This is a genomic window from Algoriphagus vanfongensis DSM 17529 (genome assembly GCF_000429465.1).
In the GTDB taxonomy this organism is placed as follows: Bacteria; Bacteroidota; Bacteroidia; order Cytophagales; family Cyclobacteriaceae; genus Algoriphagus; species Algoriphagus vanfongensis.
Genome location: NZ_AUBX01000009.1, coordinates 87289 through 113133, shown reverse-complemented (window position 1 = coordinate 113133; position 25845 = coordinate 87289). Strand labels below are relative to the sequence as shown.

Here is a 25845-nt window from a genome sequence, read left to right as displayed (position 1 = left end):
AGCGGTAAAAGTGAGAAATATTTTCCCCACACTGACGACAATATCGGGACAGAAGTAAGGGCTAATTTCTCAAAGCAGCCAGCACCTCATCGTCTCGCCCATAGATGTCGGGTCTAAAATGACCTTTGCCATTGGTATCTGACCAGAAAGTGAGGTACAGCAAAACAACTGGGATTTTTCTATCCAAATTGACAATCTGCTCATGATCCTGATGCATCGCAGTTGCTATGCGGGTAGCTGTCCATTCCGGTCTATCTTGAAGCAAAACAGCAGCAAAATCAGCTGGATTTTGAATGCGGATACAACCATGAGACAAAGCTCTCTCCTCTCTTACAAACAGTGATCTGCCAGGGGTATCGTGGATGTACACATTGTGCTTGTTGGGGAACATAAATTTCACCAAACCCAAGGAGTTCCATTCTCCCGGCTTTTGGCGAATTAAGTAAGGAAAGGATTTGCTACTGAAATCTATAGAAGCAGGATTGACTACTTGACCGGACGTAGTGACTACCTCCATGTGTTTTTCCTGAAGGTAATTTGAATTTTTTCTCACAGCTGGCAGTATTTCGCTCCTAGTGATCGAATAGGGAATATTCCAATAAGGACTAAATACGATGTAGCTCATGTCAGCTCGAAAAATAGGAGACTCGTGGTATTTCTTTCCTACGATCACGCGAGCAGAATGAATCGTGTCCAAGTTGTTGATATAGTCCAATTGGAAGTTAGCAATATTGACCAGGATAAACTTTGAGTTGCGAACGGTATCCGGCAGCCACCGCATCCGCTCGAGATTGACCGCTATCTTGTCCATCAGCATGGCCGGAGATTGATTGAGTGACTGGATCGTCAAGTTACCAATCACACCATCAGGCTCCATACCGTTTTCGTGCTGGTAGTTTTTCACAGCCTCAAAAGTCAGTGAATCATAATTTTTGGATTTCCACTGCTCATCAGCCAAAGAATCCAAAAAGCCCCAAAACTTCAGACGCTCCCGTATCTCAGGAATCGACGAATGAGAATCATTGATTTTGATTGACTTATTGATTTTGAGAGTTTTCCAATCCATACTGTCTTTCTCCTCTATATTCTCCATGGCACGAAGCACCTCTCTGCCCTTGTGATACACTTGAAATTTTGGATACAAGGAGACTAAAAATGGACGCAAACTTCCCTCCTGATCTGCGGCGCAAAGCACTTCGCCAAAGCTGATTTTCTTTTCTATAGGCTCTATCTCCCAGTCAGCTTTTAGTTTGGAATGATCTACTTTTCCAAATTCGAGATGGCTTGCCAATTGAAAAAAAGCATCCGTCATCAAAATATCCAAGTCAGCTAGATCTGCGTCAGAATTGGCAATCTGGCTTTCCTTATTTTGCTCCATAGATTCGATGAAGGTATCTATCAACTGATAATGGTAATCCTTCGGGTTGAGTCCATCATACTTGGCCTGTCTGATTTCGAAGCGCAGCTCATACGCCAGCTCTTTCAAAACACCGTCTTTGGACCAGACCGGAACAAACTCCCGATTGGCATAGAAAGTATGGATCTCGTCATTGGTAAGCAACTTTGTATTCCTGATGCTTTGGCGCTGCTGCGGCTCATCATACTCCAATCGAAACCTAATCTGACTCGACACGCTATCCTGGTATCCAAAAGAATTGATATAAAAAGCAAATAAAAAAACCGAGGATAAAAATGCTCGGTTTAGAATGACTGAAAGATAGTTCATATTAATCTTCAACTTTAAAATCTTGGAATTTCCTTCCCAAAGACCATGCCTCAAAAAGCATCGGCAGGAAGTCTTCCATTTTATTTAAAGGTATCAAATTAGGCCCATCACTCAAAGCTTTTTTAGGCTCAGGATGCGTCTCGATAAAAAACCCATCTATCCCTGTAGCTGCTGCAGCTCTGGCCAAAATGGGGGCAAATTCCCGCTGTCCTCCGCTGGTGCCTCCCTGGCCACCAGGCTGCTGCACCGAATGCGTAATATCAAAAACAACCGGAGCAAATTGTCTCATAATTGGAAGACCACGCATATCTACGACGAGGTTGTGATAGCCCAATGAAAAACCACGCTCTGTCAGACAGACATTGTCATTGCCCGCCGACCTTACTTTTTTGACTGCATATTGCATGTCTTCGGGAGCCATAAACTGCCCGCGCTTGATTTTGACAGCTTTGCCGGTCTCAGCTGCAGCCAATAGCAAATCTGTCTGGCGACAGAGAAATGCCGGAATCTGCAATACATCCACTACTTCAGCTACTTCTTTTGCTTGATAGCTCTCGTGAATATCCGTCACCAAGGGTACATCCAGCGTTTTGCCAACTTCCTGAAGCACCTGTAGTGACTGATCCATTCCGATGCTTCGAAAAGAGCCAGAGGAAGTCCGATTGGCTTTGTCAAAGGAAGCCTTAAACACATAAGAAAATCCATTCTTTTCGGCTAGTTCTTTCACCTTGGTGCCTATCTCCAGACAAATATCCAAGCTTTCTACCGCACAGGGACCAGCAAATAATACCGGCTTTTCGGAGCCCAATACGATTCCTTCACGGATATGCATGGTACTCGTAGTTCTATTCATCATTTTTTTCAATAAAGGTTTGTATCAAAGGAATCAGATTTCCTTTGGCATGTAAAATCAGGTCCGCCGTATCTCTGAAGACTCCCTGCCCTCCGGCAAAAGGAGAAACCAAATGAACATAAGGCTTGATATAATGAATTGCATCGGCTGGGGCGACTGCCAAGCCTACTTGATGCAGAATCGGCAAATCGATCAAGTCGTCTCCGATATAGGCTACTTGATCCAGCTCTAACTCCATCGTTTCCAGGATTTCATGGAGTTTTTTCAATTTGTCTTTGACACCGTGGTAATGAAAATCAAACCGAAGCTCCTCACATCGATTTTCTACCACTTTCGACGCTCGACCTGTGATGGCTCCCACCATGATCCGGCTCCTGCGCAAGTGATGGATGATCAATCCGTCTTTGACATTGTACTTCTTATACTCCATTTGATCATTGTCATAGATGATCCCACCGTCTGTGAGCACACCATCTACATCAGTGATCAAAAGTTTGATTTTCTCAGCCCTTTCCCAGACCTCAGCTGAAACATGGGAAAAATGACTGTTGATTACTTCTTCTGCTTCCATTGTATTGAATATAAATCCAAGCGACGCTGTTCTAAGTTACGCACACTTCCTGCTTTTCTTTGTTTGGTCAAAAGATCCAAATCCACGTCCGCCACGATGATGGTTTCTTCATTTTCTGAAGCTTGGGCCACTACGGCATCATGCGGGAAGGAAAAATCAGAGGGAGAGAAAATCGCAGCCTGCGAATATTGAATATCCATATTTTCCACTTTGGGCAAGTTGCCCACCGACCCGGTGATAGCCACATAGCATTCATTTTCAATGGCACGCGACTTCGCGCATGTATTGACGCGGAGGAAGGCATTTTTGGTATCAGTCCAAAATGGCACAAACAGAATGTCCATATCCTGCTCTGCCAGAATTCTTCCTAGCTCTGGAAATTCCACATCATAGCAAATCAAAATCCCGATTCGCCCTGCGTCCGTATCAAACACGCGGATTCCATTGCCTCCCTGAAGTCCCCAATAGGCAGCTTCATCCGGAGTTATGTGCAATTTATACTGCTTATCCTGCGTCCCATCTCTGCGGCAGAGATAGCTCACATTTCTCAATTTTTTCCCATCGTATTCCGGCATAGACCCTCCTACGATATTGACATTGTACGAGACTGCCAGCTCACTCATTCTACTGACGATCTCCTCTGTATAGTCTGCCAAATTACGGATCGCTTCTGAAGCGTCCATGTCATTGAACTCCGCCAAAAGCGGCGCATTAAAAAACTCAGGTAAAAGGCAGAAATCAGACTTGTAGCCCGATACTGTATCGACAAAGAATTCTACCTGCTGCATCAGATCATCCACATTGGAAAAACGTCTCATTTTCCACTGTACCAAACCCAATCTTACGATGGACTTTTTATTCCCGATGAGTTTCTCTTCCTTTTCATAATAGATGTTGATCCACTCCAAAAGGGTCGCATAGGCTCTGGAATCAGTATCTTCCGGCAAATATTTGGTGATTACTTTCCGCACGTGAAACTCATTGGCAAGCTGGAAAGAAAGCACAGGATCAAAAATCTCCTTGTTTTTGACAAGGTCGATGTATTTGCGGGGCGTCATCTCATCAGCATATTTGAAATATCCTGGAATCCTCCCGCCGGCAATGATAGATCTGAGGTTTAGATTCTCGCAGAGTTCCTTTCGCGCATCGTACAATCTCCGGCCCAGACGCATGCCCCGATACTCATTGTCCACAAAGACATCGGTACCATACAGCGTATCTCCATCGTCCTCATGGGTGTCAAATTTACCATATCCGGTAATCTGATCGTAGGTATGATTATCGCCAAACTTGGCATAGTCCACAATCAAACTGAGCGCCCCAGCCACTACTTTCCCGTTGTCCTCTATACAGATCTGCCCTTCCGGAAATGCCTTGATCTGGTTTTTGAACTCCTGTCGTGTCCAGGCTCCTCCTTTGTTTTTGTAGATGGTAGCCATGATTTCATGGATATCATCGAAATCAGACAATTTGATATTTCGGAGTTTGAGTCGGTGCTCGAGTTCTTCTTTTTGCTTACTCATAGGTCAATATTAAGAAAAATCAATCGAAAATTTCTTTTGCCACATCTAGACACACAGCAAACAAAATTTTCTATTGAATTTATAACAAGTGTATCATCAAGAGTGTTTAACAGAAAGCTTTTTGATATTTTGATCCAAAATTAAGTAATTCAGCGGCAATTAATCTAGCATGCAAACGGATACCCTCACGAATAATTCCAGTTCAGGAACGCAAGAGTTTGACCTTTTGGACTGGTTGGACAAAATCTTCAACCTAAGTCTCTTTCGATTAGGCGAGTCCCATCTGACTGTAGGATTGCTGCTTGTACTGATCGTTTCCTTTCTGGGAGTCATTGTGATCTCCGAATTGATCCGAAAACTACTGGTCAATAAAATCCTCAACCGCTACGAGATCAATGTCGGCACCCGACAGACAATCGGTATGCTGGTCAAATACGTCCTGATCATCATTGGGGTTTTCACCATCCTCCAAACCAACGGGATCGACCTCAGCGCTCTCGGTGTGCTCGCCGGTGCTGTCGGTGTCGGTATAGGTTTTGGTTTGCAAAATATCACCAACAACTTCATATCCGGCCTGATCATTCTTTTCGAACAGCCGATCAAAGTCGGAGATCGAATCGAAGTCGGAGATGTAAATGGAGACGTGATCAAAATCTCTGCACGGTCTACCCGGATCGTCACCAATGATAATATTACCATCATCGTTCCAAACAGCCAATTTATTGACAGTCAAGTCATCAACTGGTCTCATAGTGATCGCATGGTGCGTTTCAATTTTCCTGTGGGAGTCTCCTATCGGGAAAACCCCGAAAAAGTTAGAACTTTGCTATTGGAGGTAGCCGATAGCAATCCGGGAGTACTCAAGAATCCGGCAGCGGATGTACTTTTTGATGAATATGGCGACAGCAGCATCAATTTTAACCTGAGGGTGTGGACTTCGGACTTTATCAACAAGCCGAGAGTTCTCAAGAGCCAATTGTATTATGAAATATTCAAAAAGTTTGGGGAAGCTGGGATCGAGATACCATTTCCTCAGCGAGATATCCATATTCGATCGAGTTTTCAGCAAGAGGAGGAATCTCCCGAGTCTTGATTTTTTACCTAGCCGGAATTTGAAATGGAGCTAACCAGTGAAAACATCCTCTTGATCGGCTCCAGCCTTTTGATCATCAGTATCCTGATCGGAAAGACTTCGTACAAGTTTGGCGTCCCGACCCTAGTCTTGTTTTTGGCTTTGGGGATGCTCGCGGGCTCGGATGGTTTCATCGGCATTCAGTTTGACAATCCCGGCACCGCTCAATTTGTCGGGATCATCTCTTTGAATTTCATTTTGTTTTCGGGAGGATTGGAGACAGACTGGAAGACCGTCAAGCCAGTTTTGGGGCAAGGGATTGCCCTGTCTACGGTTGGCGTCTTGCTGACGGCTGTTTCCTTGGGACTTTTCATTCACTGGGTCACAGATTTTACGTTGTTTGAAGGACTACTCCTAGGCTCCATCGTATCATCCACAGATGCCGCTGCGGTCTTCTCCATTCTGAGATCCAAGCAGATCGCTCTCAAAACCAATATTCGTCCCACTTTGGAACTGGAAAGTGGATCCAACGATCCGATGGCTTATGTGCTGACTATTTCCTTTTTATCCTTGGTAGTGCAGCCCGAAAAATCCGTTTGGGAAATCATTCCTGCTTTTTTGGCACAAATGGCTATCGGCGGACTAGCGGGATTTTTACTAGGCAAAGCAAGCAGGTATCTTATCAACTTGATCAAATTGGGATTTGAAGGACTCTATCCAGTCTTGATGATAGGGATTATGTTTTTCATCTTCTCAATCACTGATTTTCTGGGAGGCAATGGCTTCTTGGCGATTTATATTTCGGCTGTTTATCTAGGCAATCAGGAATTGATCCACAAGAAATCTATTATCAAATTCTTTGATGGATTTGCCTGGTTGATGCAGATTGTACTCTTTTTGACTTTGGGGCTTTTGGTCTTTCCGAGTCAGCTACTTCCGTTCTTGGGAGTGGGGATTTTGATCGCCTTGTTCCAAATATTGGTAGCCAGACCGCTGGGTGTTTATCTCAGTTTGATGCCGTTCCGGATGAAAAACCGCAGAAGGCTTTTCATCTCTTGGGTAGGACTTCGGGGCGCTGTACCGATTGTATTTGCGACCTATCCGCTGATCGCAGGAATAGACAAAGCCAATGCAATCTTTAACATTGTCTTCTTTATATCCTTGATTTCCATCCTTTTGCAAGGAACCACCCTAGGCTTGGTGGCCAAATGGCTCCATGTCTCCTTGCCGGAAAAAGCCAAGCAATTGTTACCGATCGATAAACTGCTAGAAGACCGCAGCAAAACTGCCATGGAGGAAATCGAGCTAAGGCCAGACGATACTGCTGTAGGCAAGCGCATTGTGGACCTCTCTTTCCCTCCTGCTGCACTGATCGCCATGATCAAGCGGGGTGAAAGCTATATCACTCCCAATGGATCTACAGAGCTTCTGGCCACAGACACACTGATCATCCTCTCAAATACCCAAGAGGGTATCGAGCAAGTAAAAAAGTGTATTTTGAAGCAAGAGGGATCAGAACCCGATCCTTTGAAAGTTTGAAGAATAAAACCTATTTTTCGAAAAGTTTGGGTCACCACACAAAGCCAGAATGAAGCGAATTTTACTTGTTTTTCTTTTAGTATTCCTACTTCAGGAAGGCTTTGCGCAAAGCTTCTACCGCTACCGCTTTGAAGAACCTTGGTCTGTCTCTGCCAGTCTGGGCGCCACCCAATATTTCGGAGAATTGTATTCCTTTTGGAAATATAGTGAAGGGGTCCAGCCCGACTGGAATGCCAATATTGGTTTTCATTACACCTTTGGGACCAATCTCCGGGCAAGGGGAGAATTTTCATACATCAAGATGTCAGGCCAAGATCCTCCCTCCGACCCGAGGGCTTATCGGACTCCGAGAGATTTGCACTTTCGGGCGCAAAACTGGGAAATGCTCGGCATCGTCGAGTATTACCTCTATCCGGTAAAAGTGCCTAATATCCACCGTCCTCTGTGGAATCCGTACATTTTCTTTGGCTTGGGCATGTCTACCAACAATCCTGAAGCGAAGCTGGATGGCAGCTGGGTGGACTTGAGACCCTTGCAACTGGAAAACAACCCCTATGAAAAATTTATCATGGTTTTCCCGATGGGTTTGGGATTCAAGTACAAGCTGAATGTGTACATGGACCTGATTTTTGAAGGCAACTATCGCTTTACTCTCACCGATTACATGGATGATATCTCGGCCTACAATGTCAGTGAGTTTTACCTTGATCTGGTCGATGACTATGTGACCGGCAACAATCCCGATCGTCTGCGACTGGCCATCCGCAATCCCAATTTCCTAGATGACAATGGACTTCCTGATGTGCAAAAAATCCTGGCAAATGGAGGCAGAATACGACGAGGATCTGGATTGACTCACCGCTACGACGGCTACATGACTGTCAATGTAGGAGTGGAAATCCACATGTCCAGGGATATCTTTGACAACTGGATTTTCCGAAACAGAGTAAACGAGAAGGCATTCAGATTCTGGTAAGCTACTCCAGCAGCAGCTCCATCGCCAAATCACATCGCTGATACTTGTCGCTGCAAACCTGAACTTCCTGAAACCCGAGTTTCTCGTAGATTTTCAATGCGGCCTGCAACTTGGAATGGGTGTATAAGATAACCTTTTGAGCTCCCATCTCTTTCGCTTCTTGCAGGATAGCCTTGCCCAGCACCATCCCGACTCCTTTGCCTTGCGCAGATTTTGCCACGCCCATTTTGATCATTTCATAGGTCTGCTCATCGACCTTTGCCAGACCCACCGTGCCGACTATCTCCCCGTCCAAACTCGCAAAGATAATCCGCCCTCCTTTTTCCAAGACATACTGTTCCGGGTTTTCCAGCTGCTGCTGATCAAAAGGCTCTATGGAAAACAACTCCTCTACCCAAGCCCTGTTGATGGAATCAAAGTAAGGCTTGAGCGTCTCTGAATAGGGCAAAATCTCTATTTTGTGCATGGTGAGAAAGTCAGTATCGGGGAATTCAAAATATTCTACTAGATTAGTTGGACACAAGCAATATTCCAATGAAAAACTTTCTGATTTTAACTTTTTTCATCCTTGGCTTCAGACAAATCTCATTTTCTCAATCACAAAGTCCAGAGGCAAAACTCAAAGAACTGGGACTAGAACTACCCGAAATCACTGCTCCTATCGCTAACTATGTCAAATGGAGGCAAGTAGGCAATGTTCTATATCTAGCCGGTACAGGTCCTGATGTCTTTGGGAAAGTGGGCAGCGATCTAAGTACCGAACAAGGCTATCAAGCGGCGCGCGAAACAGGTCTGGAAGTGATCGCCGTACTCCAAAAAGCCACGGGAGACTTAAGTAAAATCAAACAATTCGTCAAAGTCCTGGGTATGGTCAACTCAGATCCTGAGTTCACTGCTCAGCCAGCGGTGATCAATGGCTTTTCCGATCTGATGGTCGAGGTATTTGGAGAAAAAGGAAAACATGCCCGATCAGCTGTCGGGGTAGCTGCCCTACCCAATAATATGGCTGTAGAGATCGAGGTGATCGTGGAGTTATATGATTGATTTTTGGATTTGGATAGCTATTGGAGATTTAGACCAAATAATTTTTGCGTAATCAACTCGGGGTTAGGACACTCAAAATAACAAAGCATCAACCTCCTTTCGATGATTTGCAAAAAAAATATAGAAGTCAAAGATTTACGGATTTATGGCGACTATCTACCCAAATTGGAATACTAAACGCCATAAAATGGCGACTATAAATAAGTTGTAGTGCATTTGAGAAAAATGGCAGAATTAGATAAACCGACAAATAAATTATTGGACTTTTATATCGAAAAATTCAACCGAGATAAGAGATATAAACCAGCCGATGATGCTATTATCAAGTTATTTAGAGCTTTCCCTAAAAATGACAATATTGAAGACATTCTATTAAAAATCAGCGTGATAAATGATATATACAGCACGAACATACTTGGAACTTTCAAAATGGCTGAACATATTTTGGAACAGAATATCGACAAAGGACTAAAAAAAGGAGATGCTAAAGTCGTTCATCAAATCGCAAAAGGACACGGAATTCGGACAAAAAGAAACAATACAGAACTGAATTTTTATTCTTTCGCTACAAAATATTGCAATTGGCATAATCAAGAGAGTTATGCTATTTATGACAGTTTCGTGGAAAAAGTATTATTAGCTTATAAACGGAAAGACAAATTTTCGGATTTCAAAACTGCTGATTTAAAAAACTTTGAGAGATTTAGAAAAATCATCTCGGACTTTTCAGAATATTACGGATTGACAAAACACAACCTAAAAGAGATTGACAAATTTCTTTGGATTTACGGAAAGGAAAAATTTCCACCGAAATATGGAAAAAAGGAATAAAAAACGCACTACAACAATGTATAACCGCAATTACGGCGGATTCGACTACGTCCGAATCCACTCGGAATTGCTAACGCCAGTTCTTAACCGAAAATTAGTAACTTTAATCCCGTAACGGACGGTTATACGAGACCGTTAGCTGATATAATATGACACCACTCGACCTAGAAAAAATCAGACCTTTATTGAAGAATAATTTTCAACATCAATTACTAGATGCTTGCGCAGAAAATTTAAAGTCTGATTCAAAATTAAGATTCAGCAACTTCGCTTATAGTATAAGAGAATTATCTCGTCATTTTTTAAAGTCATTAGCACCTGACGAGGAAGTTAAGAATACTGTATGGTATAAAAATGAGAGTGGAGAAAAAGATGTTATTACAAGAGGCGAAAGAATTAAATATGCAATTCAAGAAGGTTTACAAGATAGATTTTTGGATAGAGAGTGCATACCACTTGAACAATTAAACGACGTAAAAAAGGATGTAGTTAAAGCTATAACAACATTAAGTAAGTTTACACACATAAATGAAGATACATTTGAATTATCAGAAGAAGACAAAAAAAAGCACGTAAAAGAAATTATAAGTGCGTTCATAAATTTTGCAGAGTTAATAAGTGAAACAAGAGAAACGATAATTAATAACCTTGAAGAGTTACTTTCAGAAGAGTTAATGGAGAAAGTAATTTTTGAAGTAAGTGACGAAGTAGATATTTTATCTACTCATCATTGGGTTGAGGATGTAGATATTGAACAATTTCATATCGTAAGACTTGAAAGTGAATTCATTTATGTAGAGGCAAACGGAAGTATAGATTTTCTACTTCAATATGGTTCTGATAAAGATGTTGAGAGAGACATTGGAGCTCAATTAAATACTTCATTCCCATTTGATGTAAAGTTCAAAATTAAATTATCTAAAAATTTAAAAAAATCAAAACCTGAAATTGAATCATATAAAGTTAATACGGACGATTGGTATGAATAATTATTACATCAGCTAACATGAGTTTGGCGAGATTGCGAGTTTTGTGGTTAAATCAAGTTACGTTTCGCAAGAAATTTTATCTTTAACAGAAAATATACCGTTCCGAAGCTCGCAACCTCGCCAAGCGCCGGAACGTTGTGGCTCATTAAAAATGACAATCGAATAAATGATAGAAATCCAATTACCAATTCCTTGGGAGAATAAAACGATAGAATTTGAAAAAATTCCTAATCTTATGTTTTTAGTCGGACCAAATGGCTCAGGAAAAACAAGGTTTGCAGAAAAATTAAGCCAACACCTTCCAAATTGTAGAACTTTAAGTGCGGATAGATTATCAGGAATGTCAGCAAATCATAAAGGTTATGATACTATTTTTGGTAATGATACATTTGAAAAAGGCTTTAATAAGGAGCAATTTGGGCAATATATTACAAGCAGTACAAAACTTGGTTACGGTATTGATGCTTTTGTTTTACTTGAAGAAAAATATGATTTAAGAATACAAATAGAAGCAACTCTTTCACAGCTTTTAAACCGAGAGATTCGAATGGAATGGGATAGTGGAAGGTTACAACCTATAGCTTATAACAGAGATACTGAAAAATCATATAAACTACATAAAGAAGAATGTCACGGAATTAAAGAATTACTGATTTTACTGACTCATTTGTATGATGACCAGTACGAATCATTAATTATTGATGAACCTGAATTAAACTTACATCCGCAGTTTCAATCATATCTTATTCAAGAAATTAGACGAGTAGTTAAAAATGAAAAATATCGAAAGAAAAATGTTGTTTTAATTACGCATTCCCCATTCATTCTTGATATAAAAGATTTAGAAGATTTAAAATCAATTATTTCCTTTAATACTAAATTTGATGTGCCTGCTCATTTAATGAATCTTGGGGATGAAAAATTGGCTCAATTTGAAAATTTGATTTCTCAATTAAACGTACATCACAAGCAATTATTCTTTGCAGATAGTCCGATTTTTGTTGAAGGTATTTTTGACTCTATATTTTTTCACTCGATACAAAACAAAAGAGGTGTCTCTTTTGAAGGTGCGGGAAGTTGTATTATTGATGTTGGTGGCAACAATCAGATAGTGAATTATTTTTATTTATCTGAGTATTTAGGAAAACAGTCATATTATGTATTCGATTTAGATAGCTTATTTACTTATAAACTAAGGAAAGGTGCTGACACTTCTGATTTGATAAAAGACTATTTAAGTTCTATTGGAGCAGGTGAGAACTTCCAAAGTGCTGTTACTGACCTTGAACGAAATTTGAAACAACATATTGAAAAAATCAGAGATAATGAAGTGCCTGAAAGCTTATCTGATTTAAAAGAGTTCATTGTCAAATCTTTAGCAGAAAATAATTCTGATTCTTGGAAAAAAGCTAGAACAGCTTTTTTAATTCAATTGAACACTAATAAAGATTCATTTCAAGACTTCATAGAAAACAGGTCACTCATTTTTATAAAATCCAAAATAGATAGTCTAATTAACTCATTGAAAAAGAATCACGTCTATTTATTATCAAATGGAGCACTTGAAAACTATTTTCCTTCTTATCAAGGAAATAAATATAAAATTCAAGAAGACTTAAAAAGGAAAACTCTAGAGGATGAACTTCAGATAATCAATCAGTTAAATGATTCCGAATTAAAATCTAGATATAATGGTTTATATGAGATATTGCTTGACTTTCCTTCGTCTAGTAAAATTGATTATAAAGTGCAAATAAAAAACCTATTATCTGACCTAATTTTTAATATTCAAAAGGGAGCTAACAATAAATCTTTTAATTCTAAAGAATCTATAATTAACTATTTGGGTAATGAATGGAAAGCAATTTCTAGAGTCTTAGCAATAGAAAGTTTTGAAATAAAAGAGGTTGGTTATTCTTGTAAACTAAAAATATTTGACAATTGGGAATTGGGTGAGATAATTTACGAATTTAATGAGGATACTAATCCATCTAAAATTGAGATATAATAACGAGCCACAACAATGTGTATAAGTAATAGCGGTTTAAGTGATAAAACGAAATATAAAATATAAATCAAAGGGTCAGTGCAAAACTGAAAAGTTAGCGAGTAAAAAACCGCTACTACTCATACACGAGACCGTTAATTTTTAAAATATGACACCAATTTTTCTACTTATCCTCAGCTTGTTTTCTTCATTCTTTCAAGAAGAAAAAAGTTTAGAACCGGCGTACATTTTTGTAGATGGCTTGTCCATTAGGCAACAGGGAGTGACAAGTATTTTTGAAAAATATGGCGTAACAAAGCACAGCCCCACGGACTATGAATGTGGCTTCTTTTCAAATGAGGAGCAGGGCACTAGATTTTTTAAGTTGAACTATCAACAACTAACATGGATTGGGAACGCTGAAGGAGTCTATTTCGTCGATATGGTTCGATTTGATCCGGCAGGCGAAATGAAATGGAGCTATTACAAGGAGGCAGAATTCAGTGGAAAAAGTAGCCAAGAAGAAGTAGAACATTTTTTGGAAAAATCAGCTGAACCAATTCAAATTAAGGGAAGAGAAGAAGAAGATTTATTCCATCTAGGAGGTCAATTTAAAAATCAAGATGATGGATTCTATTTCCTTTTCCATAAAGGGAAATTAATAGAATTCCATTATTGGAGTCCTTGTTAGGGGTTTTTAGATTTCTATAAATAACTGTTTTCGATTAAAGTTAACTCGACCCACTTTGCCGTCACCGTCCAAAGTTCCATAACTCTAGAAGCTTTTATAACATATGAGAAATGCATTGATTTTTTCTCTACTTCTCATCTTCGGTTGTTCAAGTAAACAAACCGAACAGGAAATCTTTTACAAGGAACTCGGGCCTAAGAAAGCCAAAAGTTTCAAATTGCTAATGGAATCTTATGAGCACTTCTTAACCCTTAATTTCCCCCAAAAAACAAGCGTAGGAGCACGAACAAGCGAACTTTTGAATCAAATCCTTAAGGACAGCTTAAATCTAACTTTTGATAGTTTAAATGCAGTTAGGCTACTGGCAGAAATTGAATATTCTGGACTCAGACAAGATATCTACCTCTACCAAACAGAGGATTACAAGTCAGTCTATGATATGGGCCAATACCTTCCTGAGCCAGAACCAGGTACTATTGATTTGTCTGAGATTGAAGATGATTTTGAAGATATTTTCCCGATTGACACAATCAAACTTTCGGAGAAGCAGAAACTTTTAAACCAAAAGAAAGAAGAAGAACTTCAAGAGTACATCAGAACTAGGCCTTATCCGAACGAGAATGGACTTTTCCTCTATAGCCTATCCAAATCTCTGAACGCAGATAAAAACGTCATTGCGTATTGCCAACTCAAGAGGCAAGGATTAGATGTTTCACCAGCTATACTTGCTGATGGATATTTGAACAACCTTACTGAACAAGATTATGAAAGTTGGCAAAACATGATTCCGCTGGCTGTTGACATCTACCTCTTCGAATTACTGGTTAGATTTGGAAAAAAGAATTAACCGGTCCCTAACTTGTACTAAAGATGAATGAGGTTTTGGTTGATATGATATTTTCGGGGAGATTGCAAATTCCACCACTCCAAGAAAGTATCGAAATCAAAGGGTTTCTTGGCATTTAAGGTCCAATTTCTCCACTCTCAATTCTCTTATTCTACCCACCTTTCCGTCAATCATCTCCTTTCCATCTTGCTGGCAAAAAGTCTTGTCTAAAAAGTTCAACTCTCGGCCAGCGCTGGGAGGCTGAGACCTCTTTACCCCGAGTTTCGTCGTTCCTCCTCACTCGGGGTTATTGAAGGTTCGACCACTTTGTGGTCCATCTATGCATTAAAAACCACTTGTTTACCAAAGACTCTTATTTCATTTTGATCAGGCACATGACCCTGAAGGGATCAAACCATTAATAACCATGGGTGCAACCCATGGGAAAAAACCAACACATACCCCCACGACCCTGAAGGGGTCGAACTAATTGAACTGAAAGGGTAAATCAGGCAAGAGAGTTCATCGCTTCAAATGGATCTCAACTCTCTTTTCTCTTAATCTCCAAACTCAAACAGTGAATCTCTATTCGCCAATCTCTTCTCTCTAAATTCTACCTCCCGCAAATCTCCTTAAACGAGCAGTATTCGCATTTTTTCAAATCTTCGGTTTGCTTAAAATCCTCATTTGTATCAAAGATTTCCCCGATCAAAGACCTGATTCCGGCCATAAACTCCTCCTCTACTGCATGAAAGTCAGCAATTTCTTCCTTTTCCATTTTCAAAAATGGATTGAAGGAGGAATTGTAAATTTCCTTGATATTGAATATCCCAGGCTTAAGAGGCTTTTTGATTTCGGGATGCTTTACTTTGAAAAAATAGGCATACAACAATGTCTGCATGGCCGCTTTATTTCGGCTTTTTTCTTCCCGATCAAAGAGAGAGGCGATCGATTTCACATTTTTATTATCCTTGCCTGTTTTATAGTCAATCAAGCGGACTACTCCATCCTTTTGGTCCACCCGATCAATAAATCCGGTCATTGCCACGAGCACTTTTTCTCCTTCTAAGTCCAGTTCCATCTCGGCTGAGACGTCCATTTCCGCCCCCAAAACCTCAAATGCTCCATTTTTCTGATCATACTGAAGGATAGCTTTGAGATATTTGATAAACACCTCCCGAGCTATCTGCAATTGACCGGAATAGTCCATGGATTTTCCTTCTTCGACTTTGTAAAACTCACGAATAGCATCATCCACCGCCTGAGGCACCTGAGGAAGCAAACGCTCGATCGCATGACTATCAATCCTCCTGGAGTTTGACGACTCCTGCGGCATGTAGAGCAACTCGATGGCTCTGTGCAAAATCGTCCCAAAAGTAGAAGGATCTACCTCCGTGATGACCTCTTCTTTTTCTTTCAGACCTGCCACATATCGGAAGTAAAATTTCAACTGGCAATCCAAATACATATTCAGCGCAGAAGCCGAAAGAGGCCTCGTCTGATGCAGAGGATCTGCATTCTTTAGGAAATGTCCCATATCAGCCAGCACCTCTTGGCTCTTGGCTATTCGAATCTCCTTGGAGGGTGTCATTCCTACTGGGACAAAGGCTACTTTGGGCTCCGAAATCCCCAGCTCCACTTGCATCTGCTGGATAAATCGACTCATTTCACCGGCTTTCCCCTGCTCAGCAGAAGTGGTATAGATCAGGTGCACCTCTTCTGCCCGATGGAGCAAGCGATAAAATGTGTAGGCATAAATGGCGTCATTTTGCTCCTGAACAGGCAGCCCAAAGGCTCTACGGAGATTGAAAGGAATCATGGAGTTGATCCCACCTCCGGGAGGAAAACTCCCCTCATTAAGATCACAGATGATCACCCTGCGAAAATCCAAGTTTCTCGATTCCAACACACCCATGAGCTGCAATCCCTGAAGTGGTTCCCCTTCGAAAGGAAGCTTGAGCTCTCTGAAAATCTGCCGAAAAAGCTTCAGCACAAAATCCATCTGCAAGGGTTTTCCGTTGCCATGCTGGAAGATTTCTTGTAATCTATTGAGCTGCTTGAAAGCCTGAAACAAATAACTCCGCTGAACCTCATCCTGCGAAAGCTCTTCTGCAAGCAGGCGGATCAGCTCACTCAAATAGTCAAATATATCTTTGGTTTCTACCTTTTGAAAGATCAAACGGGCGATTTGAGATTGCCCCCAGAGTTCTTCCTGAGGGATTTCTAGAAGATTTTCCTTTTTGATCCGATCAGAAAGTGCTCTGAAATGCCCCTCATCTGCACTTGTCAAAAATGGAAATGTCATCAAATCCATCACCGGCTTGTGATAAAAGGAAATCCCACTTGCATGTACCTTGGCATGACGCTGCAAATCCAATACAGCATCCAAAAAAGCATAGATTGGTGCATTGCGGACAGGGTATCCCATGGTCACATTCAGCTTGTCTATCTGCGGCGGCAGCGAATGGAGTACCGGAAAGAGCAACTGCTCATCCGGCAAAATGATCACCGTCTCTTCCAACTTTTCATGATCTGGCAAGTCTTCCAGGAGCTTCCCTACCAAATTGGCCTGATTGGTTTTCAGAGGAATGGCATGCACCTGAATTTTGTCTTTTTTATTCCTGATCTGATCTGGGATGATCTCAGGAAATGTCTTTCCAACAACAGGATCACGCTGGTAGTCCCTGAAAAACAAACCCGCCTCCTGCATATCGTCTGACAAATAATAGCTATCCAGATCCCAGTAGATCTCCGCTCCAAAAGATTCTACAAAATGCCCGATGAGCTTTTCCTCCGTCAACGTAAAGGCATTGAAACCCACAAACACATAATGCTGATCAGGTTTGCTGATCGCGCTTAGATTCTCTGCGACTTGGCGATACAACTGGCCCGAATAGGCCAATCCTGCCGTTTTCAATCGATGCTGAAAGTCTCCATACAGTCGTCCCAAGATCTGCCAAAAGCGAAGAAACTTTTCCTTTTCTTGGTCATTTTGTCGCTCAAAAGCTTTCCAGAACTGCGAAATCAGTTCTTTCTGATCTTCTGTCAAAAAACTCAAGTCTGATTCAAATTCCTTGATTTCAGCAAGATTTTGATAGACCGTCTTGGCTGGAGCCAGAAACTGATCCAGATCATTGAAGTCTTTCAAGATCAATTCTCCCCAAAAATAAAATCTATCAAAATCCTCTGGATCCTGCTGAATCTGCGCATAGAGCTCGTATAGCTCAAAAATCAGAGTCAGATCATCAGCGGGACTTTGACCAGCTAGGCCATAAAACACTTGCTCAATGGTCTTGACTTCCGGCATCCAAACAGGTCGGTCGATCAACTCTCCCATGTATCGAGTCATAAATAACCCCGCCCGTCGATTGGGAAGAACTAATACCAGATTTTGCAAATCATGTGTAGAATCCAAAATCTTCTGGGCTGTTTCTTTCAAAAATGGATTCATAATTCTACGATTTCTGTCGGTTCGAGGTAGCATAGAAAGCCTTTGACGGGCTTTTGATTGAGCTGCTGCACGAGCTCCATGTATTCTTCGACTTGCCTTCGATGAGAAGGATATTTTTCACCAGTTTTAAAATCTATGACGAGGTTTTCCTGAGCTCCGAGCAAGATTCTATCGGGTCGTTTTTGAGAACCTCCAGGCAGCAGAATCCCTTGTTCGGCAAGCGTCCTGTAGTCTGTCCCAAACCAAGATTGAACCAGCGGCATCTCAAAAAGCTGTGTCAAGCGCTCACCTACTGCATCTGCTGTTTCTTGATCCAATCGACCTTCAAAAGTATACTGCTGTAGCAGCTGAAAAGTATCCGCTTGGGTCTTGGCTGCTGCCAAAATCTCATGAACCAACACTCCCAATTTCCGCTGGGATCTGGCCTGCAAGCCCGCTTCAGAAAAATCCCAAGCGATCTTTTTGGTCTTCAGCTTCTCTCTCCAGTCCATGATCTCCCATCTCAAAGCCGAAGCAATTGTCGAATGACCCGTTTTTTCTTTCGTGGCCTCTGGCCACTGCCCTGCTTCAAATTTCGCTTCTTCCTTATTCCAAGTTTGACTCTCTCCGAAGTCCGCAATTTTAAATCCACCAGAAAACAGCTGATACAAAAGGTTCCCGGTAGATTTCATCGAGATCTGCCCTTTTGCGTTTTCGGTATAGTTGGCATGTGCCCAGATCATCTCTTCCGCTCTAGTAAATGCTACATAGAGCATATTGAGGGAGTCCAAATAGGCCAATCGAATTTCGTCTTCGTAGAAATTGGAAAAAATAGAATTTTGCAAAGTCGAACTATGGGAAAGTGGAACGACCGTCTCCAAGCCCGTCTCAGTGGCAAAAGGAGACCAGATAATCGGAGCCATTAAGCCAGAAGAGACGATCTTCCAGTCAAGGTAAGGCATCAGCACTACTTTAAACTGCAATCCTTTGGACTTATGGATCGTGAGAATCCGCATGGCATCGTGATCCTCAGGAATCTTGACAGTGCGCTTGTGTTTGTTGCCCTCCCACCAATCTAAAAACCCGACTAGATCTGCCCGGTTCTTTTTCACAAAGTCAAAAACTGCTTCTTTGAACCCGGAGATGTAAGCCAGATCAGTCTCCAATGGCGCCAATTCAAGGAAATTGATCGCTTCCTCAATCAGCTCCAGCAAAGGCATCTGTAGCCAATGAGCCAAGTTTGCTTTCAGCTCATCTTCTTTGGCTTTCAATTCAGGCACCATTTTAAACTTATGAAAGAGCTGATGAGAAAACGGTATGTCATGAAGTAAGGCATAATAATACCAAGTCGTCTTCAAGGAAACACGGTCAGCAGGATCACTCAAATAGGTAAACAAAGCGACCAAGGCCTTGACAGCCGCTGACTTGTCGAGAAATAAAGACTCCTCTGACAGTACATCAAATCGATATCCAGAATCTGGATGATCTCGGTCATAAGCCATCAAATAATCGGCGATTTCGGCACCTTGAGAATTTTTCCGAACCAGAAATGCTATATCTTTCAACTGATAGCCTTTGTCCTGAAGCTCCATCAGCAGCGGAGGAATCTGATCCAAAATCGTAGAATCGTCAATTTCTTCTTCTTCCTCTGAGTTTTGATACGATCGGGAAGATGGCTTTTGGGTAAATCCAACCTGGATTTTTCCTTGAAAATCCCAATTGAGCTTATGCTCAGGAATATGCTGTGAAGACTGCAGAAATGCATCAGTCAGCAATCCTTTGTGCGCTAACTGAAACTCCCCCACCATCCCCTCTTGCATCAAGGCAGGAAGACGATCAAACAAGGAATTATTGAAACGGATGATACCGGGAAGACTTCTGAAGTTAGTTTCCAGGTTTTTGACTTCGATGTAGCTTTCCGGTATTTGACTTTGAACCTCCTGCAAAAGCAACTCCAAACGTCCTCCTCTCCAGCGGTAGATCGACTGCTTTACATCTCCTACAAGCAGATTCGTGTTTTTTTGAGCGAGAGACTCTTGCAAGAGCGGCTTGAAGCTGGTCCATTGAAAGTCGGATGTATCCTGAAACTCATCGATGAGGTAATTGCTGTACTGATTCCCAATTTTCTCATAGATAAAAGGAGCTTCATTGTCCTTGGTAATCTCTTGCAAAAAATCATTGACATCAGAAATCAACAGAATCCCTTCCTCTTCTTTGAGTTCCCGAAGTTCCAAAATCAAGTCCCTAAAGACTCCAAATGCATTGAGATTTTTATGAAGTGCCTGCAGACTATTCCAATGCCGCATTTTTTCTGGCCAGCTAAATAGAATATCCATCAGTCCTGCATGGATAGCTGCTTCCAAAGCCGCAGCCTTTTTGTCTCCTTTCTTAAACCAATTCATTGGATCAGGAAGGTCACGCAGCATGGTATCCGTCAGATCGGGAATTGGATTTTGTGGGTCGCCCATTCGTGCAAAACGCAAGGCAAAACTTCTGCTCCCACCTTTAAAATCAGTCCATTCCAATCCATGTGCTATCCGAAGTTCCTCAGCTCTCTTATGCAGCGCTTCTGCTTCTGCTATGAGTTTGGATTTTTCGGTGCGGATATAGTTCCTGAATTCTCCCAAAAACCCCTCATTAGCAACACTCTTTTGAAATAAAAGGCGGTAAACTTTGAATCGTTCCTGAAAAATCTCCTTGCCGAGACCTTTGATTCCATTACGAATATCCCAGGATCTTTCATTTTCGATCTGCTCCTCAGCATACTCTACCAGCCATTTTTTGAGACTTGCATCTTGGCTGACTTTCTCCACGATACGATCTACCAGCCTATCCAGCACAGCATCCGTATCCAGTTCTAGATCAAACTTGGCCTGCAAATCCATCTCTCTTGCAAAGGAACGGATCACTCGCTGAAAAAAGGAATCGATGGTACTGACCGCAAAATGCCCGTAATTGTGAAGAATATGTAGCAAAGCCAACCTAGCCCGTGTTTGCAATTGCGCAGCATCCAGCCCCAATGTAGCCATCAGCACCTGATCCATGGGTTCAGACTCCCTCACCTCTTCACTTAGCCTTCCCAACACTTTTAGAATCCGCTCCTTCATCTCTTGAGTAGCCTTGTTGGTAAAAGTCACAGCCAATATCTGCTTGTATGCTACTTGAGGTTTTTGGAGGGCCAGTTTGAGGTATTCCAAAGTCAGGGTGTATGTTTTTCCTGATCCTGCTGATGATTTATATAGTATGAATGGTTTTTGGTCCATGCGTCTAGCTCAAGTGTCGAAGATAAAAAAGCATAACCACAATCAATGCTATCCCTAAGCATATTGACAAAAATTGTCACACCGAATTACAGGAGGGCATCTGGTCATCGGAAAAACTGGTTTTGCTGGATTTTTTTAGCATCTTAGTTAAAGAAATTGAACATTAGGTAGTCTAATTTCGCTTAGATAGATAGCCAGCTCTTTTTGCCATGAATACAGAAAACTCCTACAAAATCCCAGCTCAGACACGGATTGGGCATGTACACCTCAAAGTCAGCAACCTTCAACGCTCTCTGGATTTTTATTGTGGCTTATTGGGATTTGAGCTGATGATGATGTACGGAGAGGATGCAGCCTTTCATTTCAGCAGGTGGCTACCACCATCATATTGGTCTGAACACCTGGCAAAGCAAAGATGGACCTCCTGCCCCCAAAAACACTGCTGGATTATTTCATACGGCTATCCTGCTACCAAGTAGAAAAGATCTAGCACAGCTATTTCAACAGCTGGTCGACGCCAATTATCCTTTGACAGGCGCAGCAGATCACGGAGTTTCCGAAGCGATCTACCTAGATGATCCTGATGAAAACGGAGTGGAACTCTACTGGGATAGACCGAAGGAAGATTGGCCTAAAGATGAAAATGGCCAATTGACGATGTATACGAGGAGATTAGATTTGAATGCTTTACTAAGAGAACTGAGCCCATGAAAAATTATCTTTTCCAAAGTGATCGTTTAGGTTTCCGCACTTGGACTGAAGGAGATTTGGACGCTTTTCACGCCATCAATTCGGACCCGGAAGTGATGTATTTTTTCCAAAAAACCTTTTCTAAGCAAGAAAGCTTGGAAAAGATGAAAACGATGAACAGCAACTTTGAGAAAGATGGCTTTTGCTACTTTGCTGTGGATCATCTAGATACAGGGGAGTTAGCCGGTACTTTGGGTATGGGCCGCAAAACATTCACCTCAAACTTCACTCCCTGTGTGGACATCGGGTGGAGATTTAAAAAGACCTATTGGAACCAAGGACTCGCCACAGAAGGTGCTTTGGCCTGTATAGATTTTGCAAGAAAAATTGGCTTGAAAAAATTATACTCCTATGCTTCCAAAGCCAATACTGCATCTACCCGAGTCATGCAAAAAATAGGAATGGACTATTTGGAGGATTTTAATCATAGCGAATTGGAAAACTACACGCGCTTACAGCCATTTAGCGTATACCAAATAAAGCTTTAATATTCAAATATTTAAACCAAGTCACATCAAGCACTATTGAGCAGATTGGGTCAGAAAATTGATTGGATAATTTTTATTTTTTGGTGGGAGTGGGTTATCTTTCTGTTCCTTAATATCCGCATTAGACATACCCTATGTCCAAACCTCCATTTTTCCTGATTTTATTCCTTACTCTTTTCCTCTCAGTACTCAATCTGTCCAGTCTGATGGCTTCTGAGATGAGCTTGGATTCTTTATTGAAAAACAGCGAAAAATACCTCTATTCCAATCAAGATAGTGCCTTGCATTATTTGGCCATAGCAGCCCCATTGGCGAATGAGTCGGGAGATGAAAATAAAATCGGCTGGGTAGCCAATTATTATGGGACCGTGTACTACGTCGGAGGCAACTATGCCGAGTCGATGCGGCACTACTCCAAAGCGAACGAAATCTTTGACCGCACGCAAGAGAAAGCTGGTCTGAGCTACGCATTGAATGGAAGAGGTCTGATCTACATGAGTCAAAATGACCTGGAAAGGTCGATTGACATATTCAATCGCTGCATTCGGATCAATCGATCCATCAATGACACGTACGCCTTGGGGAGAAATTACTTCAACAGAAGCATTGCTGAAGCTGACTTGAAGCAATTTGATCAGGCGCATCAATCGATCGATTCTGCTCTGAGCTTTTTGGAGCAGCATCCTGACCGAGTACTGTATTCGATGACACTCAATAGAGCTGGAAAAATCTATTTCGATGAGGGAAAGCTCACCGAATCAGAAGCCTTTTATCGAAAAGTTTTAAACCATCCCAAAGCCATCACCAATTGGGCCAAAACGTTTGCATACAGCGGACTAGCCGAAATAGAATTAGCCAAAGGAAACCCTCAACAAGCTCTTGAGTACGCACTTACTTCTGAAGAGTATGCCAACAAATCCAAAGGCTTTTGGGACAACGGGAGAGTTTCAAGAATCCTGGCTGAAGTCTATGAAGAACTCGGAAACAATGCCAAAGCCCTCCATTTTGCAAAAAAATACAAGGCTTTTTCTGACAGTCTCTACAACGAAAACAAAAACGCTCAAATCAGTTACCTTCAGCTGCAGCTAGCCAACTCAGACAATCAAAGTCTCAAACATGAAATGGAGCTGACCGAGAATAGTGCTGCCTTCAATAGAAAATTCACCATCGTTCTTTCCATCAGCATATTGATTCTGCTGCTGGCGCTGGTTCTCTATGGGAAACTGCTCAAGCAAAAAGAAAAAATCAATAAAGAATTGCTTGAAAAACAGCAGGAAATCCAGACCCAAAACCAAAAACTGGAGAATATCAATGAGGAAAAAAACAAACTCTTTTCGATACTTTCCCATGATCTGAAAGCGCCTATCAACTCCATCAAACAACTCCTCGAACTGGAAGAGCATGGCGCACTGGATCCAGAGGAGCAAGTAAATGCCAGAAAACTGCTCATCAAGCAAGTGGCCAATACCGATGACATGCTCCGAAAGCTACTTCGCTGGTCGCATGCGCAGCTGGATGGCATCCTGACTAATAGATCTGAAACCGATCTGCACGAGATCGTAGACGAGCAAGTCAGCCAGATGGATTATCAGATTCTATCTAAAAACATCAAAATCGAAACTTCCTTCGCTGCTGAATCCACATGGATCCTCGTGGACTTGCAGCAATTGCGCATTATTCTGCAGAATTGTCTCCAGAACGCTATCAAGTTTTCAAACCCCAATGACACCATCCGTATCTGGGTGAGGGAAGATCAGAACAATGCGCATCTTCACATTCAGGACGAAGGCATCGGCATCAGTCAGGAAAAATTGAAGGAAATTTTCTCAGAATCAGTCCGGGTCAACTCCACGATCGGCACCCACAAAGAACAGGGCACGGGATTAGGCTTATTTTTGATCCGTCAGTTTATGGACAAAAACCAAGGAACTATCCAAATCAACAGCGAGATCGGCAAAGGCACGGAAATCATTCTCAGCTTTGAAAAAGTACAAAAGCCGGAACTCAGCCAGAATTAAGCCGTTCGCATCCCCCCTCCTTCAACTATTACCTTATTCCATTTCATGCAATACCTAGCAGATCAAACCTTTACAAACATCTCCAAATCTGAAATTACAGTGGGAGAATACGATTCATGTACATTTATGGGGATCGATTTTTCAGGATTTGATTTCTATGGGTTCAGTTTCGAAAACTGCCATTTCAAAAATTGCGACTTGAGTAATGCCAAAGTTAGCCAAGTTGGATTTCAGCAAGTGAAATTTGAGCAATGCAAAATTTTGGGAGTTCACTTCCATGCTTGCAATCCCTTCCTACTCGAATTTAATTTCCTCAATTGCCAGTTGGATTATTGCAGTTTTTACAACCTTCAGTTGAAAAAATCAGTCTTCAATGGCAATAGGATGCTCGAAGTGGATTTTTCACAAACTGACCTGAGCGGAGCCAGTTTCCGGGATTCTGAATTGAGCGGGGCAGTATTTGATCAAAGCAATCTTGAAAAAGCAGACTTCAGGGCTGCCGTCGGCTACCGCATCAATCCCGAATCTAACAGAATCAAGGGAGCGAAATTCGATTTACAAGGGTTACCGGGCCTCTTGGAGGAGTATGGGATCAAGATCGATATGTAAACAAACATCTCCAACCTGTAACATAAATCACTGGCCCAGTAGGATCAACGGCCTTACTTTGCAGCGCAACACCACCCAAGTATGAACTGGAAAAAAGAAATAAAATCCTGGGGCTTGATCCTCTCATTTTTTGCCTTTTTGTATTTTACTGGCCTCCTGCCAGTGATTCAAGGAGCGCTTCAATCCGTCTTGTTATCTACAGGATTGATTACGCCATCCTTATCTCCTACCGACCGCACTGACGAAGATTTTGACTATAGAGGAAGGTTTCTCAGCTTTGAGGGAGAAGAAATCAATTTGGAGGATTATCGAGGAAAAACGCTCTTTATTAACCTCTGGGCATCTTGGTGTGGCCCATGCCGAGCCGAAATGCCCCACATCTCTGAACTTTACAAAAGTCTCAAAAACGAGCCAAATATTGAGTTTTTGATGATTGGGATAGATAATCAACTAGAAAAAAGTCAAAAATTTTTAGAAGGTAAATCATGGTCCTTCCCCACTGCGCATGCCAGCTATGGACTCAATTCTAGCCTGCAAAGCGAATCCATCCCTACCACTCTGGTAATCAGCCCATCTGGAAAAATTGTCTTCTACCAAGAAGGTATGAGCAATTTCAATACAGATGAATTCAGAAACTTTCTACTGGACCAATAAAAGCC

20 protein-coding genes and 1 pseudogene are annotated in these 25845 nt (G+C 41.7%); 14 read left to right on the top strand and 7 right to left on the bottom strand.

Going from position 1 to position 25845, the window contains the following annotated elements:
- Positions 1–61: 61 nt before the first annotated feature.
- From G460_RS0101655 to G460_RS0101640, 4 genes are read right to left on the bottom strand one after another with little or no spacing between them, the layout of a single operon-like run.
- Positions 62–1726 carry a L,D-transpeptidase family protein gene (locus G460_RS0101655; RefSeq protein ID WP_084421128.1) on the bottom strand — a complete coding sequence of 555 codons (1665 nt, stop codon included), beginning with the start codon at positions 1724–1726 and terminating at the stop codon, positions 62–64.
- Position 1727: 1 nt separating this feature from the next.
- Positions 1728–2579, bottom strand: coding sequence for a 3-deoxy-8-phosphooctulonate synthase (gene kdsA / locus G460_RS0101650; RefSeq protein ID WP_026953736.1), 852 nt, complete (start codon positions 2577–2579; stop codon positions 1728–1730).
- On the bottom strand, positions 2572–3150 hold the full coding sequence (locus G460_RS0101645) for a KdsC family phosphatase (RefSeq protein WP_026953735.1): 579 nt from the start codon (positions 3148–3150) through the stop codon (positions 2572–2574). The genes kdsA and G460_RS0101645 overlap by 8 nt, the downstream gene beginning before the upstream one ends.
- Complete coding sequence (locus G460_RS0101640) at positions 3132–4673, bottom strand: bifunctional GNAT family N-acetyltransferase/carbon-nitrogen hydrolase family protein (protein ID WP_026953734.1); 1542 nt, start codon at positions 4671–4673, stop codon at positions 3132–3134. Before G460_RS0101640 ends, G460_RS0101645 begins: the two co-directional genes overlap by 19 nt.
- Positions 4674–4842: 169 nt before the next feature.
- Between G460_RS0101640 and G460_RS0101635 the strand changes: the two genes are divergently transcribed.
- Genes G460_RS0101635 through G460_RS0101625 form a run of 3 tightly spaced genes read left to right on the top strand, consistent with a single transcriptional unit; the run spans position 4843 to position 8260 of the window.
- Complete coding sequence (locus tag G460_RS0101635; RefSeq protein ID WP_026953733.1) at positions 4843–5766, top strand: mechanosensitive ion channel family protein; 924 nt, start codon at positions 4843–4845, stop codon at positions 5764–5766.
- 24 nt (positions 5767–5790) lie between these two features.
- The gene (locus tag G460_RS0101630; protein ID WP_026953732.1) at positions 5791–7284 is read left to right on the top strand and encodes a potassium/proton antiporter; all 1494 of its coding nucleotides are present in this window, start codon (positions 5791–5793) and stop codon (positions 7282–7284) included.
- Between the two features lie 49 nt (positions 7285–7333).
- Positions 7334–8260, top strand: coding sequence for a hypothetical protein (locus tag G460_RS0101625; protein WP_026953731.1), 927 nt, complete (start codon positions 7334–7336; stop codon positions 8258–8260).
- A gap of 1 nt (position 8261) precedes the next feature.
- Here the strand turns inward: G460_RS0101625 and G460_RS0101620 are convergent, their stop codons facing one another.
- A complete protein-coding gene (locus G460_RS0101620; protein ID WP_026953730.1) occupies positions 8262–8726 on the bottom strand; it encodes a GNAT family N-acetyltransferase in 465 nt (154 codons plus the stop codon).
- A 68-nt stretch (positions 8727–8794) separates the two neighbouring features.
- Between G460_RS0101620 and G460_RS0101615 the strand changes: the two genes are divergently transcribed.
- The 6 genes from G460_RS0101615 (at position 8795) to G460_RS0101590 (ending at position 14649) form a co-directional block, all read left to right on the top strand.
- On the top strand, positions 8795–9304 hold the full coding sequence (locus G460_RS0101615; RefSeq protein WP_026953729.1) for a RidA family protein: 510 nt from the start codon (positions 8795–8797) through the stop codon (positions 9302–9304).
- A gap of 225 nt (positions 9305–9529) precedes the next feature.
- Positions 9530–10135, top strand: coding sequence for a hypothetical protein (locus G460_RS0101610; RefSeq protein WP_035463732.1), 606 nt, complete (start codon positions 9530–9532; stop codon positions 10133–10135).
- Positions 10136–10284: 149 nt separating this feature from the next.
- Positions 10285–11124, top strand: coding sequence for a pPIWI-associating nuclease domain-containing protein (locus G460_RS0101605; protein ID WP_026953727.1), 840 nt, complete (start codon positions 10285–10287; stop codon positions 11122–11124).
- A gap of 166 nt (positions 11125–11290) precedes the next feature.
- Complete coding sequence (locus G460_RS0101600; RefSeq protein WP_026953726.1) at positions 11291–13132, top strand: ATP-dependent nuclease; 1842 nt, start codon at positions 11291–11293, stop codon at positions 13130–13132.
- Positions 13133–13280: 148 nt separating this feature from the next.
- A complete protein-coding gene (locus G460_RS0101595; protein ID WP_026953725.1) occupies positions 13281–13802 on the top strand; it encodes a hypothetical protein in 522 nt (173 codons plus the stop codon).
- A gap of 103 nt (positions 13803–13905) precedes the next feature.
- Entirely contained in the window at positions 13906–14649 is a 744-nt protein-coding gene (locus tag G460_RS0101590) for a hypothetical protein (protein ID WP_026953724.1), read from the top strand.
- Positions 14650–15241: 592 nt separating this feature from the next.
- Here G460_RS0101590 and G460_RS0101580 read toward each other — a convergent pair.
- Both G460_RS0101580 and G460_RS0101575 read right to left on the bottom strand, forming a co-directional pair.
- Complete coding sequence (locus G460_RS0101580; RefSeq protein WP_026953723.1) at positions 15242–18079, bottom strand: PD-(D/E)XK nuclease family protein; 2838 nt, start codon at positions 18077–18079, stop codon at positions 15242–15244.
- Complete coding sequence (locus G460_RS0101575; protein ID WP_026953722.1) at positions 18076–21321, bottom strand: UvrD-helicase domain-containing protein; 3246 nt, start codon at positions 21319–21321, stop codon at positions 18076–18078. Before G460_RS0101575 ends, G460_RS0101580 begins: the two co-directional genes overlap by 4 nt.
- A gap of 209 nt (positions 21322–21530) precedes the next feature.
- Here G460_RS0101575 and G460_RS21240 point away from each other — a divergent pair.
- From G460_RS21240 to G460_RS0101550, 5 genes and pseudogenes are all read left to right on the top strand, one after another.
- Positions 21531–22032 (top strand): annotated as a pseudogene (locus G460_RS21240) (VOC family protein).
- On the top strand, positions 22029–22559 hold the full coding sequence (locus G460_RS0101565) for a GNAT family N-acetyltransferase (protein ID WP_026953721.1): 531 nt from the start codon (positions 22029–22031) through the stop codon (positions 22557–22559). Before G460_RS21240 ends, G460_RS0101565 begins: the two are co-directional and overlap by 4 nt.
- Positions 22560–22693: 134 nt before the next feature.
- On the top strand, positions 22694–24577 hold the full coding sequence (locus G460_RS0101560; RefSeq protein WP_026953720.1) for a tetratricopeptide repeat-containing sensor histidine kinase: 1884 nt from the start codon (positions 22694–22696) through the stop codon (positions 24575–24577).
- 45 nt (positions 24578–24622) lie between these two features.
- Complete coding sequence (locus tag G460_RS0101555) at positions 24623–25186, top strand: pentapeptide repeat-containing protein (RefSeq protein WP_026953719.1); 564 nt, start codon at positions 24623–24625, stop codon at positions 25184–25186.
- Positions 25187–25267: 81 nt separating this feature from the next.
- Positions 25268–25840, top strand: coding sequence for a TlpA family protein disulfide reductase (locus G460_RS0101550; protein WP_026953718.1), 573 nt, complete (start codon positions 25268–25270; stop codon positions 25838–25840).
- The last annotated feature ends 5 nt before the right edge of the window (positions 25841–25845 follow it).

Excerpts from the sequence above, each read along its gene's own strand:
- G460_RS0101655 (WP_084421128.1), bottom strand. The coding sequence starts at position 1,726 with ATGAACTATCTTTCAGTCATTCTAAACCGAGCATTTTTATCCTCGGTT.
- kdsA (WP_026953736.1), bottom strand. The coding sequence starts at position 2,579 with ATGAATAGAACTACGAGTACCATGCATATCCGTGAAGGAATCGTATTG.
- G460_RS0101645 (WP_026953735.1), bottom strand. The coding sequence starts at position 3,150 with ATGGAAGCAGAAGAAGTAATCAACAGTCATTTTTCCCATGTTTCAGCT.
- G460_RS0101640 (WP_026953734.1), bottom strand. The coding sequence starts at position 4,673 with ATGAGTAAGCAAAAAGAAGAACTCGAGCACCGACTCAAACTCCGAAAT.
- G460_RS0101635 (WP_026953733.1), top strand. The coding sequence starts at position 4,843 with ATGCAAACGGATACCCTCACGAATAATTCCAGTTCAGGAACGCAAGAG.
- G460_RS0101630 (WP_026953732.1), top strand. The coding sequence starts at position 5,791 with ATGGAGCTAACCAGTGAAAACATCCTCTTGATCGGCTCCAGCCTTTTG.
- G460_RS0101625 (WP_026953731.1), top strand. The coding sequence starts at position 7,334 with ATGAAGCGAATTTTACTTGTTTTTCTTTTAGTATTCCTACTTCAGGAA.
- G460_RS0101620 (WP_026953730.1), bottom strand. The coding sequence starts at position 8,726 with ATGCACAAAATAGAGATTTTGCCCTATTCAGAGACGCTCAAGCCTTAC.
- G460_RS0101615 (WP_026953729.1), top strand. The coding sequence starts at position 8,795 with ATGAAAAACTTTCTGATTTTAACTTTTTTCATCCTTGGCTTCAGACAA.
- G460_RS0101610 (WP_035463732.1), top strand. The coding sequence starts at position 9,530 with ATGGCAGAATTAGATAAACCGACAAATAAATTATTGGACTTTTATATC.
- G460_RS0101605 (WP_026953727.1), top strand. The coding sequence starts at position 10,285 with ATGACACCACTCGACCTAGAAAAAATCAGACCTTTATTGAAGAATAAT.
- G460_RS0101600 (WP_026953726.1), top strand. The coding sequence starts at position 11,291 with ATGATAGAAATCCAATTACCAATTCCTTGGGAGAATAAAACGATAGAA.
- G460_RS0101595 (WP_026953725.1), top strand. The coding sequence starts at position 13,281 with ATGACACCAATTTTTCTACTTATCCTCAGCTTGTTTTCTTCATTCTTT.
- G460_RS0101590 (WP_026953724.1), top strand. The coding sequence starts at position 13,906 with ATGAGAAATGCATTGATTTTTTCTCTACTTCTCATCTTCGGTTGTTCA.
- G460_RS0101580 (WP_026953723.1), bottom strand. The coding sequence starts at position 18,079 with ATGAATCCATTTTTGAAAGAAACAGCCCAGAAGATTTTGGATTCTACA.
- G460_RS0101575 (WP_026953722.1), bottom strand. The coding sequence starts at position 21,321 with ATGGACCAAAAACCATTCATACTATATAAATCATCAGCAGGATCAGGA.
- G460_RS0101565 (WP_026953721.1), top strand. The coding sequence starts at position 22,029 with ATGAAAAATTATCTTTTCCAAAGTGATCGTTTAGGTTTCCGCACTTGG.
- G460_RS0101560 (WP_026953720.1), top strand. The coding sequence starts at position 22,694 with ATGTCCAAACCTCCATTTTTCCTGATTTTATTCCTTACTCTTTTCCTC.
- G460_RS0101555 (WP_026953719.1), top strand. The coding sequence starts at position 24,623 with ATGCAATACCTAGCAGATCAAACCTTTACAAACATCTCCAAATCTGAA.
- G460_RS0101550 (WP_026953718.1), top strand. The coding sequence starts at position 25,268 with ATGAACTGGAAAAAAGAAATAAAATCCTGGGGCTTGATCCTCTCATTT.